Raw genomic sequence first — 14,000 nt, 5'->3', positions numbered from 1 at the left:
CGCCGCCCACGGCTCGTCATGTTAGTGCTGCCTTCCTGGGTGACGACTTGCCAATTCCTGGGCAGGGGAGCGTTAGGGGCGTGGGGCAAGTAGATCAGCGCAGTACAAGGCTATTCGAGACGTTAACCAGTCGGCGCTTCTCGGCGATTAGAAGGCTTGAGAAAGAGTAGGTAGATGCAGTCTGACGGTAACGATGAACGCTCTTCGAGCTTCGATGGGGAAAGTCGTGCCTCGGTGGCGATTGTAGGTGCCGGCGCGATCGGGGCGACTCTCGGGGATGCGCTGAGTAAACGCGCTCGACTTTTCCTCTGCCGTCGCACATCCGCCCCGATCTCGGTGTCACTGTCGGGACGAGAGCATCAGCTCCGTGGAACGGTCTGGGCGGGGGCCGAGGAGGCGCAACCGGTTGACTGGGTGGTGGTCGCCACCAAAGCGCAGGATACGGAGACGATTGGGCCCTGGCTCGAACGCCTCGTTACGCCGCGCACACGTATCGTCATGGCGCAGAACGGGATTGATCACGCCTCGCGGGTGGCCCCCTGGGTGCCCGCGTCACGAGTGACGCCGACCGTGGTTTACACCGCAGCGGAGCGGATGGGCGAGAACCAGGTCACAATCCACGACTACGGCAGCCTCGCCCTTCCTGAAACTACCGCGGCACGGCAGTTTGCAGCACTGTTCAGCGACCTCGTCGACATCACAATTGGTACGGACTTCGAGTCTGCGAGCTGGCGGAAGCTGATCATGAACTCCGCCATCAGTTCTGTCACCGCCCTCACCTCACGGACGGTTTCAGTGCGTGACGTTCCAATGATCGGCGGACTCCTCCGAGAAATTCTCCTTGAGGGCATCACGGTAGCCCGTGCGACCGGTGTGCCCATCAGCCTCGGCGAAAGCAACGCGATGTTCGCCCGTCTCGCGCAGATACCGCCGGCGCACCGGACGTCGTTGGAGGTCGACGTCTCACGCGGACGGCCGAGCGAATTCCAATTCCTGACCGGCGCGCTACTCGATCATGCACGGCAATCCGGAATGGCAGCTCCTCGATTAGAGACAGTTCACGCTCTCCTCAGCGGTCGCCAGTGACGCGGCAGGATGCGCGCATACCCCCCCCGGTGAAGGCGGCCTGACCGTCAACTTCCGCGGGCCAGCGGCTTTCCTGCTACTGGGTCAGGGACGCGGCAGCAACGCGTTGGCGTCTACGATCCGGGAGCTCAGCTTTGTGGGTGTGACCGCACGATGCTCGAGTATGTGATTGACACAGGGCGCGCGCCTGGGGCATCCCGCTGGGACTCGCCTCGGCTGGCAGCAGCCGAATCTATCGAAGGCCGACCTTTAGGGTCGTTTTGCGTGAGCCTGGCCCGGTGAGACCGGGTCCTCGTCGAAGAAGGCATCGAGGATGAGGTTGGCGTATCGGCGCCACGAAGTTGCGCCAGTCAGGCGAGGTGAGTCGGCAACCGTTCCGACCATGAGCGCCAGGGGGAGGATGTCGTCGCTCTCCAGCTCATTCCGGAGTTTGCCCTCAGACGCAGCACGGTCAACGACGTGGTTGAGCTGGGCCTTGAGATGCGCGCGCTCCCGCTCGAGGGCGATGTCGGAGACGTCGGTTCCAGCTATCGCATCGATGAGCGAGCGGTCGGCCGCGCGCCTTTCAAACAGTTCTTGGAGGCAGAGGCGAAGTGCTCCTGCCGGCTCGGGGAACTCGGCGATGACTGCGATTGAGGCGTTGAGGTCCCGGAGCGCGTGTACGAAGACAGTGCTCGCCAGGCGCGTCCGCCCACCGAAGCGCCGATGCACGGTCGCGACACCTAGCCCGGCAGTCTTGGCGACTTCTTCGAGCGGAACGTTCGCGCCGTGCTCGGCAAAGCAGCGGCTCGCGGCCCGCAAGACTCGTTCGGTATTGCGGGCCGCATCCGCGCGGATCTTCATTCGTTGGTCGTTCACGGAGCGAACGTGATCGGCTTCCAGGTGAGCACCGCCGTGGCTGACACGAGGTCAGCCGTGAACAGCGGGTCATTGCGCCGGAAGTCCTCAGCGGACTCCTTGGATCGGAAGACTGCTATCGCCGACGTCCGGCCCGACACTTCTGGGAGTGTTCCGATCATCCAGAGACCGCCGGCGTCACCGAGACGGTCGAGGTCAGCGCGGTGACGGGGATAAGCGGCGCGAACTTCGGTGTCTCGCTCGATGGGCCAGCTGTATTGGACGACGTACAGCGTTGCGCGCTCAGGAGGCGAATCGGGCACCGAGTCCTCCGTCGACGTCCCAGGCGGCACCGGTCACGTATGCAGCACCGGGCGACGCGAGGAAGGCCACCACCGATGCGATTTCTTCCGGCTCTCCGATGCGGCCCAGCGGGTGAATCTGCTGGAGGTGATCCCATGCTTCGTCGGGGTGCTCCATCGCCTGGTACTGCGCCACCATCGGCGGTGTCCTGATGTACCCGGGACAGACCGCATTCACTCGGATCGCCTGATCCGCCAGTTCCAGTGCCATCGATCGAGTCAGCCCGAGCATCCCGGCCTTGGCCGCTGCGTAGGGGAACAGCCCCTTGCGTGTAAGGTGCGCGTGGATCGACGCGATGTTCACGATCGATCCACCACCAAGCGAAGCCATGCCGGGTAGCGCAGCCTTAGCGCAGAGCCAAGCAGCTTTCAGGTCGACAGCCATCAGGTCGTCCCACTCGCTGCTCTCGAGCTGATCGAGGGTTGCAGCGCGGCCGACGCCCGCATTGTTGACGAGAAGCCCGATCGGTCCGAGTTCCTGCTCGACTTCGGCGAACGCTGCAGGGATCCGAGACTCGTCCCCAACGTCGCACTGGACGAAGCGGTGCCCCGGGCCGAGCTGCTCCGCAGCCGCTCGGCCGGTCGTCTCTGTGCGTCCAAGGATCGCGACGCGCCACCCTTGGTCGCGCAGCGTCGTGGCGATCGCGAAGCCGATGCCCTGCGTGCCTCCGGTGACGACGGCGGTGCCGCGGGTGGTCGCGTCGCTCATGCTCACGCCTCCGTCGACAGGTTGGTCGAAGCCGCGCTGTCCTTCTGGGACTCGATGTCAGCCAGCCGCTCGCGCAGCGCATCCTCGATGTACTTCTGCGAGTCGCTTCCGGTGACCAGGCGAACCGGCGCCGGAGTCTGGTCGACGGTGCCGATGATGGCCGCCGCGACCTTCGCGGGGTCGCTCACCGAGGGCAGAGCGGGGTTCTGGATCCCGCGGCTCATCGCTGCCGGCGTGCCGTCGTACGCGGACATCGGCTCGGGAAGGCGGGAGCTGCCGACGCGGAAGCCGGTTGCTGCACTGCCCGGCTCAACGATCGTGACGCCGATACCGAACGGGGCGAGGTCCTTTGCGTTGGCCTCCATGAAGCCCTCCACGCCCCACTTACTGGCGTGGTACAGCGATGCGCCAGGGTTGGTGGCCTGTCCGCCGTAGGTGGAGACCTGGATGATTCGGCCGCCGCCCTGACCACGGAGGTGCGGCACTGCTGCGCGAAGGATCTGAATCGGGCCGACGAGGTTCGTAGCAAGCTGGTGCTCGATCAGCTCATCGGTCAGCTCCTCCGCCGCACCGAACAGGCCATAGCCGGCGTTGTTGACGATGACGTCGATGGTGCCGAGGTCGCTGAACGCGCGCTCGACGACGTCGCGGATCTGCGGAGTGTTGGTGACGTCGAGCTGGGCGACCCAGATGCGGTCACCGTACTGCTCGACCAGGTCGTTGAGCGACTCGGTGTTTCGGGCGGTGGCGGCGACGCGGTCGCCGCGCTCAAGGAGCTGCTCGGTCATGAGTCGTCCAAAACCGCTGGTAGAGCCGGTGATGAACCAAGTGCGCTGAGCCATGGCTGTCTTCCTTTCGGGACGTTGCCGGCCGATCTGGTCGGTGTCGACACCAATCGTCAGTCGGCGCGAATCGCGCGGGAAGTCCTTGCTCATACCAGTAGTCGGAGGGACAGGTTGAGTGCCCCACGGCGTACTGAAGGTCCGTACGCTCGGGGCGTGGAGACCCATAAGCCCCTTGCAGACTTCCTGCGCGCCCGTCGCGAGCTGCTACGCCCTGAGGACGTTGGATTGGCGCGAGGTGAGCGCCGCCGTGTTCCTGGTCTTCGTCGTGAAGAGGTGGCGCTGCTGGCGGGCATCAGCAGTGAGTACTACCTGCGGCTCGAGCAGGGTCGTGATCAGCACCCGTCAGATCAGGTCGTCGAAGCGATCGCCTCTGCTTTGCAGCTCGATGAGGAGAGCCGTGCGCACGTGGCGGAGTTGGCTCGAGCTCGCCCGGGGCGAGGACCGGCGAAGCGTCGGCGGCCGCAACGCGTCCCGGATGGTGTTCGTATGCTGATCGACACGGTCAACGTGCCAGCGTTCGTGATGAATCAGTACCGGGATGTTTTGGCCGTGAATCGCCTCGCGACGCTGCTTGAGCCGGCACTGGTCGTTGGTGCTAATCGGCTGATATCGCTCTTCACTGACGAGGAGACGCGCGCGTCGCACCCGGATTGGAATCAGAACACTGCGAGCGTGGTGGCGCAACTCCGAGCCGACACCGGTGCTGAGGAGGATGACCCCCAGTTCCAGGCGCTCATTGGGGAACTGTCCATGAAGAGTGAGCGGTTCCGTCAGCTGTGGGCGCGACACGATGTCAGCCTTGTTGGATCACCCACCGGCGTCATTCACAACCGTCAGGTCGGCGACCTGCTGTTGCGTCGCGAGAAGTTCGCGGTGATCGGCAGTGCCGGGCTCGTTGTGGTGATGTACCACGCGGAGCCCGGCACTGCTGACTCGGAGAAGCTTGCGCTGCTCGGCTCGCTCAGCTAGCCGCGTCAGTTTCGCTGCCCAGTATCGCTTGGCCGCTTCCGCAGCGCTTCCCTTCCCTTCGGCCGGACTGCGACGAGCATGACGATGCCTACGAAGGCGGCCAGCATGTAGAAACCGGACGCGATGCGGTAGACGACGGCAAAGCCGTCGATCTGCGCGCCCACGCTCCCGCTATCACCTCCGACAGCGACGAACACGCCAGCAAGGATCGCGAGTCCGATCGAGCCGCCGAGTTGATGTGCGGTGTTGATCAGGCCAGACCCCGCTCCGGATTGGCCGGCCGCTACGCCCTCCATCCCCGCCTGAGTCAACAGGATGATCGCGGTACCTTGGCCAAGGCCGATGAGCAGCAGCGGCAACGCCACCCCCGGGAAGTAAGCGGTCGAAGCGCCGGCGGTCGACAGCCAGAGCATGCCGCTGATTGCCACAACGAGTGCTAACACTAGGAGCAGCTCGCGCCCCAGCAGCCGAGTCAGTGGTGCGACCCCGTACACGGTGGCGAAAAACATGCCGGTCAACGGGATGTAACTAAGACCCGCGAGGAGAGCGCTAAATCCGAGCACATTCTGAAGGTATTGGCTGAGGAAGTAGAACAGCGAGAACCCGGCGCCGACTACCAGTAGCCGGGCGATATACGCCCCCGATCGGGTGACTGACGCAAACAACTCGAGCGGGATGACGGGTTCACGAGAGCGGCGTTCGACGATGACGAAGGCGATCAGGAGCACCGCCGCCGCAAGGAGAGCGCCGATGACCACGGCCGACGTCCACCCGACCGCGCTCGCCTCGATCAGACCAAACACGAGCGAGGTCATCCCGACTGTGATGAGAAGCGCGCCGAGCAGGTCGAAGCGACCGCGGCGACCTGCGGTTTCCTGCAGGAATCGAGGAGCGAGGATGATGACGACGAGGCCGATGGGAACGTTGATGAGAAGCCCCCAGCGCCAGGAGAGCACGTCGGTGAACACCCCGCCGAGGATGATGCCGACGCTCGCACCAGCACCGATGACGGCGCTGTAGATTGCGATGGCTCGGCCGCGCTGGTGCGGTTGGGGGTAGACGCTGACGAGCAGCGCAAGAGTCGACGGAATCGCGAAGGCGGAGGCAACCCCCTGGAAGGTCCGTGCCAGGAGAAAAATGGGAGCGGATGTTGCAACGCCAGCCAGGAGCGAAGCGGCGGCAAACACCGCGACCCCGATGACAAACACGCGACGTCGCCCGATAAGGTCGCCGGCCCGAGCGCCGAGCAAGAGAAGACCACCGAACGCAAGGACGTAGACGTTCTGCACCCACGACAGGTCTGCTGCCCGAAACCCAAGGTCCTGAACAAGCCGCGGGAGGGCAGTCGTGATGATGGACGTGTCGAGAATCATCATGAGCTGGGCGCCCATGATGAGCGCGAGCACTACCGAGCGGTGCCAACGCGGTCGCGGCGCGCTCTCGAACGTCGACGTTTGCGACGAAGCTGAAGGTGTGGTCATCAGAGGGGCGCCGGACCACTGTCGGGGAAGTCGGTGCTCTCAGCGGTAGCGATTCCCGACGCAAATTCTGACTCGAAAGCGTCCAGCTTGGCCCGGATCCGCCGACGCGCGTCGGTGCCGAGAACGAGCCAATGGCGTTCAGCGTCACCCATGACGGTGTCGTAGATCGCGGCCGCGGCTCGTACGGGGTCACCCGGTACGGCGTCCGCCGTCAACTTGTTGATGAGATCGCGGAAGAAGCCACTCGTTGCGCGGTAGTCCGCGATGGCTTCCCCGGAAGCCTTCGTGTTGCGCTCGATACCTGTCCGGAACGATCCGGGTTCGACCAGTAGCGCACGAAGCCCGATGGGTTCGAGTTCCTGCCAGAGCGCTTCGGTGAGACCTTCAACAGCGAACTTCGTCGCCGAGTAGATCCCATTACCGCCGAGGCTGGCGATACCGTCCATGGACGAGATATTGACGATTGTGCCCCGTCGTCGTGCGCGCATACCGGGCAGGACGAGCCGCGTGAGCGCCAGCGAGCCGAAGACGTTCACTTCGAACTGAGCTCGGATGTCAGCCTCCGTCTGCTCTTCAAGAGCGCCGACGAAGACGATCCCGGCGTTGTTGACGAGCACGTCAACTCCACCCATGCGCTCGGCGGTATCGATGACTGAACGCCGCTGCTCCGTATCCGTCACGTCGAGGGCCAACGCGGTGGCGCTGTCCGGGTAGCGCTGGATGAAGTCTTGCAGTTCGGCGAGATGGGGTCCGGTGACGATGGCCCGGTCGCCGCGGGCGAGCACCTCGTCCGCGATTGCCCGGCCGAGGCCGGTCGCGGCTCCGGTGATCAGCCACGTAGCGGCGGCTGTGTCGTTGATGGTCATGTGTCTGCCTTCCGGTGGTGTGTGCGGCAGTAGCGCCGCTGCCCTCGTACAATGAAGCGGAGGGCGCACTCCGATTGTAGCGTAAGCGGAGGCGTGCCTCCACTAGCGTGAGGAGAAGCATGTCCAGCAAGCCCTTGCGCGCCGACGCGCAGCGAAACTCGGAGCGCATCGTAGAAGCCGCCACTGCCGTGTTCTCGCAACAGGGGACGGATGCGTCGCTCGAAGAGATTGCTCGACTCGCGGGCGTGGGAATCGGCACGCTGTACCGACGTTTCCCCAGCCGGGCGGCGCTGTTCGAGGCGGTCTACGCGGATCAAGCCGAGCGGTTGCTGACGCCCCCGGCGGAAGGTGCTGATCCACGCGAGCGGCTTGAGCATTGGCTTCGACGGTTCGTGCGCTTCCTCCTCGGCAAGCACGCGCTCGCCCAAGAACTCGCCTACGACAGTGAGCTCGTGCGGGGCATCCGTGCGCAGACATACGCGAGCGTGGAGCCGCTTGTTGCCGAAGCACAAGCAGCTGGGGTCGTCCGGACCGATATCGACGCGGATGACGTCCTTCGACTCCTAGCCGGAGTTGCGCTCGCGCAGTACCCGCGCGACGGCCAACGGGATCGTGTCGTCAGCGTGTGCCTCGACGGACTTCGTCTCTGACTCGTCCCAACCGGGCTCCCAAGGGTCGTGGGGTATAGATCGAGTTATGGCCCTGTCTTGGTCCTGTGAGCAAGTAGCGCGCGAAGGCCGTGCGGCAGGCTCGAAGAACCGCGTATTGCACGCAGTTCTGCCTCGGCCACCCTGCCCCTCGGGCGCCTCGCGGTGCGTAGCTGGCCCCTTCCAGTCAGGCATCATGTCTCTTCGGATACGGGCGGTCCTCTTGTGTCACTCCTCGCGGCGCGGTAGTGGACCGGGCCCGAGGAGCGTCAGGGGGCGAGGCAGCGAGGCGATGGCTTGAGCGGATCGGTTTGCTTCGCCCGGATCGCCGCTGAATGCCGCGTCGATTGCAACCGACACGAGGGCAACGACACGTTTCCTGGTCCAGAATGCGAGCGTCTTCGGTGGTGATCGCTCCTCCGGGCAACGAGTGCGAGGTGCTGCTTGGAGTGCGCCCGCGGACTGGGATCGCCGTGAGGTTCCATCGGGCGAGGTCGCTCGTGGTGGGCGCCCTGGCGCCGGGGAACGCGGCGCGTTCGTTCTATCCTGCGCGTATGGCACGTGCGGGCCACCGGAGAAGATACGGTCCGAGGTGCCTGGTGCCGGCTTTCCATTGGCGTAATCTGCTCGCCGTCCGCGCCCCGGTTGCCGACTCGGCCACGGCGCCCGGGGCTGTAAAGGATCTGCAGCGTAGTGAACCGAGTCGGCGATGCGGGTGCGGGCGCGGGTGATGATGACAGCTTGGCTCGGAGCCGACCTGTTCGATCGACCGGATCACGAGCTCAGCGGCGTGCGGGTATCCGGCGTCGATCAGCGCGGTTCCCGCCGTCGACCTGAGTACGATCCACTCGGGCGCTGGACCTCTGACGGCTCAGGCGTCAATGTCCACGGCGATGGGGCGGACCGAGGGGTTCCGGGTCATACGGTGGCCTTCCGAGCGGCGATTCGGTTCGCGAGATCCGTGAGGGCGGCGGCGCTGTCGGACCCGGGCGCAGCGTGGTAGGCGCAAAGCAAGTAGCCGGGAGTGTTTGGTACCACGAACGTCTGGTGGCGAAGTGGGACCTGACCATGCCCTTCGATGAACGGTCGAACGTCGCCGTCGTAGTACGGATCAACTTCATGGCGTTCCCAGAGCTCGCGGAACGTGGAGTCGATCGCGGACAACTTTGCCGCTGTTTGGTGGAGACGCGGATCGTAGGGATGCCCGTAAAACCGAAGGCGTCGGGCGGTGCGATCCGCCAACGCCGGCCAGGTGGGAAGGGATCGGACCTCGGGGAAGGTAAAGACGACCTCCGGAATACTTCGACCTACCTCAAGCCCGAGCGGTACCACCCATCTGGCCAGCGCGTTCGAGAGCACTACTTCGTGTCGTGAGTTGAGAATGTAGGCCGGCGTGTTGGGCCATGAGTCGAGGATGGCAGACATTGCGTCGATCGAGACCGCCGCTTCCTCGGCTGCGATGTCGCTTGGTTGCGTCGATACCAGTCGACGCAGATGCTGACTGCCTGCGTCGTCGAGATGCAGTGCGCGTGCGAGCGCATGGAGGACTTGATCTGACGGGGTCCTGTCGCGACCTTGTTCGAGACGGAGGTAGTACTCCTGACTGATTCCAGCGAGGGCGGCCACTTCATCGCGACGGAGACCAGGAACCCTCCGAACGGTATGTGAGCGCACACCGACGTCCTCTGGGCGTGTCGCGGCGCGACGGGCTCGGAGGTAGTCGCCTAACGGCGAAGCTCTGGGGATCAACTTGTCTCCTCCTCTTGCCGGCGCAGGAACGCTGAAGCCGTTCCACCTATCCAATCGCAGCTGAGGCATCGGTTCGTGCCACGTGTCCCAGTTAGGGACACCCTCGAGTCGGGCATCGTCCGTACGGTCGGCGGAGCGGAGGGAGACTCGTGCAGCTATCACCGGTACGTCGAGCGCACGCCACGGTCGCGGCTCGCTTCGACGCGTCACCGACAGCGGTGTGGCCACTGTTCGACGACTTCGCGAACGCTCACGGCGGTTCGGGTGCCAGCACTGAAATGCTTGCCGCAGGTTCGAGCCGGTGGATCCGGCGCGCACCTGCGGACCTTGGCGTCGTCGAAGAGCGACGCCGGTCAGAGGACGGCTTGGCTGCGTACCGGGCCCGTGTTCCCGGTGGCTCAACGTTCGACGACTTGGACGCTGTCGTACGTGTGTCGCAGGAGGGCGAGGGCAGCGTGGTGACGTGGAGCACCCAAAGCGTGGGCAACCGCTCTGCCTCTGAGCGTGAACGCCTTCAACAGTGGTTGGCTCAACGCCTGCGAAGCGCCGGCGGAACTGTGCTCTCGCCGCTGACGATGGATGTCTGGCGCGGCAAGTACCGCACAATCGCAAGGGCAGGACTTGACGGCGGTGCAGCCGCCACGTGGTCTCCGACTACGGCGACGCTGGTCGCCGGTCAACGCGACGCGGTCCTCATCGACGCGCTGATGACTGCTGAAGAAGGCGACCAGCTGGTCGAATGGATCCGCACAAGCGGGAAGCGCCTCAGGGCGGTCATCATCACCCAGGGTCAGGCCGACCACTTCTTCGGCTTGGACCAGGTGCTCCGAGCTTTTCCCGACGTGATCGCTACCGCCGTGACCGACGTCGCGCAATACGCTCAAGCGCAGACACAATCCGTCCTCAAGCCGCGGTGGGAGACACTCTTTCCCGGCAAGTTGCCGACGACCGTGACAGCGCCCTCCCCGCTCCCAGCCGGGAGTCTTGACCTCGAGGGGCACACTCTTCAACTGTTCGACGTCGGGCTCATTGGTGAGCGACCCACCAGCGTCGTGTCGGTCCGCCACCTCGACGCGATGATTGGTGGCGACCTCGTTTACAACCGCGTACATCCTTGGCTGATCGGCACAGACCGAGCCGCTCGGCAGCGGTGGTCGCGAGCACTTGACCTCGTGGAAGCGCTTCGCCCCGCATGGGTAATCGCTAGCCACCGCGACCCGGATGCCGACTCGGACGCAGCGCTGCCACAAGTGGAGGAACACCGGAGATACCTACGTGAATTCGACGAGGTGCTGGCGTCTGCCTCCGACGCGGTTTCGTTCGTAGAGGAGATGGTCCGTCGCTGGCCGAACCACGGCAACCGTTCGACGCTTGAGGCATCAGCTGTCGCAGAGTTCGTCGGCAGTAGAACCCTCGCCCCGGCTGACTATCCCGACCTGCTCCCGCAACGTAACGAGAACGAACGCGACGTTTCCGAGTAACGCCCCCTTCGGATTACGCTGTTGCCGACCGGGAGGAGCGGCGTGAGCGACCTAGATCTCGCAGCGCGACTTCGTACCCTGCGTCTCGGCGCCGGATTGACGCTTGAGACCCTCGCTGAACGCTCGGGCGTGAGCGTTCGCGGGATCAGCGACATCGAGCGGGGGAAGAGCATCCATCCGCAGCCCCGAACGCTACAAGCGCTCATGGACGGCCTGCACTTGGATGACGATGGTCGACGGTGGTTGCGCGCGCCGTTGCTCAGAGCGCCTCTGGACGCTGCTCGGGCCGACTTCCGACCGCCCAGGGTCTCTGACTTCGTTGGTCGAAGCACCGAGCTAGCCAGACTTGTTCGCGCGCTTGACCACGCGACCGAGTCACCGCTGATCGTGGTCTCCGGACCTCCAGGCATCGGGAAAACGACGTTGGTGACGGAGGCGTTTGGTACCTCCGCGGACGCCGCCCGGCGAGTCTTCGTCGACCTCGGCGGGCACGGTCGCCCGTCCAGCACCGCGCTTGAAGTTCTGCAACGCGTTTTGCGGCAGTGCGACTCCGGTGACCCACCAGGCACACTCGCCGCTGCCCGCGCACGGTGGATCGAATTGAGCAGCCAGGAGCGCGTCATGGTGCACCTGGACAACGTGTCGGATGAGGACCAGGTGCGCCCGGTGATGGTCGAGGGGCGCACATCGATCGTCGCCACTTCCCGGCGCCCACTCGCCGGCCTCGACGCTAAGCGGATCGTGCTCAATGTCCTCGATGCTGAGGACGGAGCACGAATTGTCGAGCGAGCGATCCCATATGAACAGCGGGAGGAGGGCGCCGTTGCAGAATTGGTCTCGATCTGCGACGGATTCCCACTTGCGCTTCGAGTTGCCGCGAACCGCGTTGCCAGTCGGCCAGCGACCAGCGTCGCTGACCTTGTCTCCCGCCTTCGGTCGCCGGATCGCAGACTAGCGTTGCTGGTTGCGGGTGACGTCTCGATGTCGGCGACAATCGCAGTGTCGTACGACGACCTGGACCCGGATACCGCTGCGGTCTTCAGGGTGACCGCAGTACTTGACGGCGTTACTTTCGGACCTGACACGGTTGCAGCTGCGCTCGGCAGCGACCCCGCGATCGTTGAGCAACATCTGGAAACGCTTGTCGACCTCGGTCTTGCCGAACCTCGGGGCGCTGATCGGTACCGTATTCACGACATCATCAGGTTGTTCGCGCTTGGACGATTGCAGGAAGATCCGGTAGCGGAGTCGACGGCTCGTGACCGCCTTACGAGCTGGTTGCTGAGCCGACTTCTCCTTGCAGCGTCCGCCTTCGTGGTTCCCGGACGAGCACCGGTGGCGCGGCCCTATGACGACCAAGACGAAGCGCGAGCCTGGATCGTCGACGAAGTCGACCACTGGTGGCCGGCGTTTCAGCGTGCGGCCTCGACCGGTCGACATGACACGGTTCTCACGCTGACCTCCGTCCTGCAATGGTTCGCAAACCTTTGGCCAGATTGGGGGCGGTGGTACGAGCTTGATTTGCTCGCGCAGCAATCTGCAGAAGCCACGGATGATGATGCCGAGCGCTCAAGAATCGCCGGGCACCTTGCATGGGCTGCACACATCGAACGGGCTGACCATGCGCTCGCATCGCATCACGCCCACGAGGCGCTTTCCGCCGCCGAACGATCCGGCGCATCGGACCTTATAGCTTGGGGCCACTACCACGTCGCGTGGGCGCTTCTGGAGCAGGCGGAGCCGAACGGTGCAGAGGCGCACGCCCTGGCGGCCGTAACGGGGTTCGAAGCCGAAGACGATCCCGTTTTCCTCCATCAGGCCCTTGGGATGCTCGGGCTTGTGTTGCGCGCCCAGGGGCGGCGCACCGAGTCTGTGGCTGCGCTGCGGGCAACGGTCGAAGGACTCGTGACCGGGCTCGACCCCGTCGATGACCGCGTGCGATATGCGCAGGCTCTTGCACGAGCTGAGCTTGCAATCTCGCTGCTCGAAGCCGGCGAGCCTCGGGAGGCGCTTGATGTTCTTGACGTCGGCCTCGGGACGCTGCCTGGGGACACGGGGACTTCGCTGGCGCTGCTCCTTCGAGCGCGCGCTGTGGCGCTGATTGCGTTGGGTCGGAGCGGGGAAGCGCTCGCTGACGTGGAGCGCGCCCTGCAATCGATCCCGGTGCGCTCGCTCCCCGCTCGTCTCGACGCTCTGCAACGCGACCTCACCGACTTACTAGACGTTCTCGGCGGAAGTGCTCAGTGATCGGTCCAAGGGAACCAACGTCCGGCGTGATTGCAGCGTCCGATAGCGTACGAGATTTTCGCTCGTCATCCGGCTGAGAGCCGCCGTCGAGGCCTGTTGCGTCGACTTCCCGACGGAGGTTTGCGAGCGCGTTGGCGCCGTCAGATTCGGCAGTCGCGTGGAATGCGGTCAAGACGAAACGCCTCGAGCCTGGGACTTCGAGCGTCTGGCAGATGAGCGAGACTTGGCCGTAGCCCTGGACCATCTGCTCAACTGTGCCGTTGAGGTAGGGGTGCGCATCGTGTCGGGACCAGAGCTGCCGGAATTGCTCGTCCCGAACGGCGAGAGAGCCAACGATCTCTTGTAGTCGACGGTCTCTCGGATCGCTGCCGTACCGGAGGGTGGCTGCAGTTCTGGACGCCACCTCCGGCCAGTTCTTCAGCGAAGCGCGGCCTCCGTCAGAGAACACCGAGAGCGGCAGGTTCACACCCGGCTTGAGCGCACCTGCCGTCATTGCTCTCGCCAACGGATTCACGATCAGAACGTCTTGATTGCCGTCCATGATGTATGCCGGCGTTCCCGTCCACTGATCCAACAAGCTGCTGAGGGTCGGGAGTACGCGTGCGGCGTTGTCAATTGCCTCAGCAGGAGCTTCCCCTGTCTGAATTCGGACGATCCGCTGCATGTGTTGAACGGCCGACGGAGCCAGTTCAAGGGCGCGGCCCAGCGCTTGCAGGACCTG

At 64.6% G+C, this 14,000-nt stretch carries 12 protein-coding genes; 5 read left to right on the top strand and 7 right to left on the bottom strand.

Features of this window, described 5'->3' with window-relative positions; genetic code table 11:
- Positions 1 to 174: 174 nt before the first annotated feature.
- On the top strand, positions 175 to 1,086 hold the full coding sequence (locus BJK06_RS04855; protein ID WP_083295066.1) for a ketopantoate reductase family protein: 912 nt from the start codon (positions 175 to 177) through the stop codon (positions 1,084 to 1,086).
- A 249-nt stretch (positions 1,087 to 1,335) separates the two neighbouring features.
- On the opposite strand, the gene BJK06_RS04850 is transcribed toward BJK06_RS04855, so the two are convergent.
- The 3 genes from BJK06_RS04850 to BJK06_RS04835 form a co-directional block, all read right to left on the bottom strand.
- On the bottom strand, positions 1,336 to 1,944 hold the full coding sequence (locus tag BJK06_RS04850) for a TetR/AcrR family transcriptional regulator (protein ID WP_156794764.1): 609 nt from the start codon (positions 1,942 to 1,944) through the stop codon (positions 1,336 to 1,338).
- A gap of 282 nt (positions 1,945 to 2,226) precedes the next feature.
- The gene (locus BJK06_RS04840) at positions 2,227 to 2,994 is read right to left on the bottom strand and encodes an SDR family NAD(P)-dependent oxidoreductase (protein WP_070419230.1); all 768 of its coding nucleotides are present in this window, start codon (positions 2,992 to 2,994) and stop codon (positions 2,227 to 2,229) included.
- Positions 2,995 to 2,996: 2 nt separating this feature from the next.
- Positions 2,997 to 3,929 (bottom strand): SDR family oxidoreductase, encoded by a 933-nt coding sequence (locus tag BJK06_RS04835; RefSeq protein WP_219810661.1) that lies wholly within the window; start codon positions 3,927 to 3,929, stop codon positions 2,997 to 2,999.
- A 63-nt stretch (positions 3,930 to 3,992) separates the two neighbouring features.
- On the opposite strand from BJK06_RS04835, the gene BJK06_RS04830 reads away from it, so the two are divergent.
- Complete coding sequence (locus BJK06_RS04830) at positions 3,993 to 4,808, top strand: helix-turn-helix transcriptional regulator (protein ID WP_070416930.1); 816 nt, start codon at positions 3,993 to 3,995, stop codon at positions 4,806 to 4,808.
- Between the two features lie 5 nt (positions 4,809 to 4,813).
- Here the strand turns inward: BJK06_RS04830 and BJK06_RS04825 are convergent, their stop codons facing one another.
- Together BJK06_RS04825 and BJK06_RS04820 are read right to left on the bottom strand one after the other, a co-directional pair.
- Positions 4,814 to 6,214 (bottom strand): DHA2 family efflux MFS transporter permease subunit, encoded by a 1,401-nt coding sequence (locus BJK06_RS04825; RefSeq protein ID WP_258027710.1) that lies wholly within the window; start codon positions 6,212 to 6,214, stop codon positions 4,814 to 4,816.
- Positions 6,215 to 6,288: 74 nt separating this feature from the next.
- A complete protein-coding gene (locus BJK06_RS04820; RefSeq protein WP_070416929.1) occupies positions 6,289 to 7,155 on the bottom strand; it encodes an SDR family NAD(P)-dependent oxidoreductase in 867 nt (288 codons plus the stop codon).
- Positions 7,156 to 7,274: 119 nt separating this feature from the next.
- Between BJK06_RS04820 and BJK06_RS04815 the strand changes: the two genes are divergently transcribed.
- Positions 7,275 to 7,805: a TetR/AcrR family transcriptional regulator gene (locus BJK06_RS04815; protein WP_070416928.1), complete on the top strand. Its 531-nt coding sequence runs from the start codon at positions 7,275 to 7,277 to the stop codon at positions 7,803 to 7,805.
- 915 nt (positions 7,806 to 8,720) lie between these two features.
- Here the strand turns inward: BJK06_RS04815 and BJK06_RS18140 are convergent.
- Positions 8,721 to 9,620: a helix-turn-helix domain-containing protein gene (locus BJK06_RS18140; RefSeq protein ID WP_083295064.1), complete on the bottom strand. Its 900-nt coding sequence runs from the start codon at positions 9,618 to 9,620 to the stop codon at positions 8,721 to 8,723.
- Between the two features lie 80 nt (positions 9,621 to 9,700).
- On the opposite strand from BJK06_RS18140, the gene BJK06_RS04810 reads away from it, so the two are divergent.
- Both BJK06_RS04810 and BJK06_RS04805 read left to right on the top strand, forming a co-directional pair.
- Positions 9,701 to 11,032 (top strand): MBL fold metallo-hydrolase, encoded by a 1,332-nt coding sequence (locus tag BJK06_RS04810; RefSeq protein WP_156794763.1) that lies wholly within the window; start codon positions 9,701 to 9,703, stop codon positions 11,030 to 11,032.
- A gap of 42 nt (positions 11,033 to 11,074) precedes the next feature.
- Positions 11,075 to 13,279 (top strand): helix-turn-helix domain-containing protein, encoded by a 2,205-nt coding sequence (locus tag BJK06_RS04805; protein ID WP_156794762.1) that lies wholly within the window; start codon positions 11,075 to 11,077, stop codon positions 13,277 to 13,279.
- On the opposite strand, the gene BJK06_RS18135 is transcribed toward BJK06_RS04805, so the two are convergent.
- A complete protein-coding gene (locus BJK06_RS18135) occupies positions 13,239 to 13,943 on the bottom strand; it encodes a hypothetical protein (RefSeq protein ID WP_258027709.1) in 705 nt (234 codons plus the stop codon). The two genes, BJK06_RS04805 and BJK06_RS18135, sit on opposite strands and share 41 nt — an antisense overlap.
- Positions 13,944 to 14,000: the final 57 nt, after the last annotated feature.

Origin of the sequence: Curtobacterium sp. BH-2-1-1 (assembly GCF_001806325.1) — a bacterium.
GTDB lineage: Bacteria > Actinomycetota > Actinomycetes > Actinomycetales > Microbacteriaceae > Curtobacterium.
This window is presented reverse-complemented; position numbering and strand designations above follow the sequence as displayed.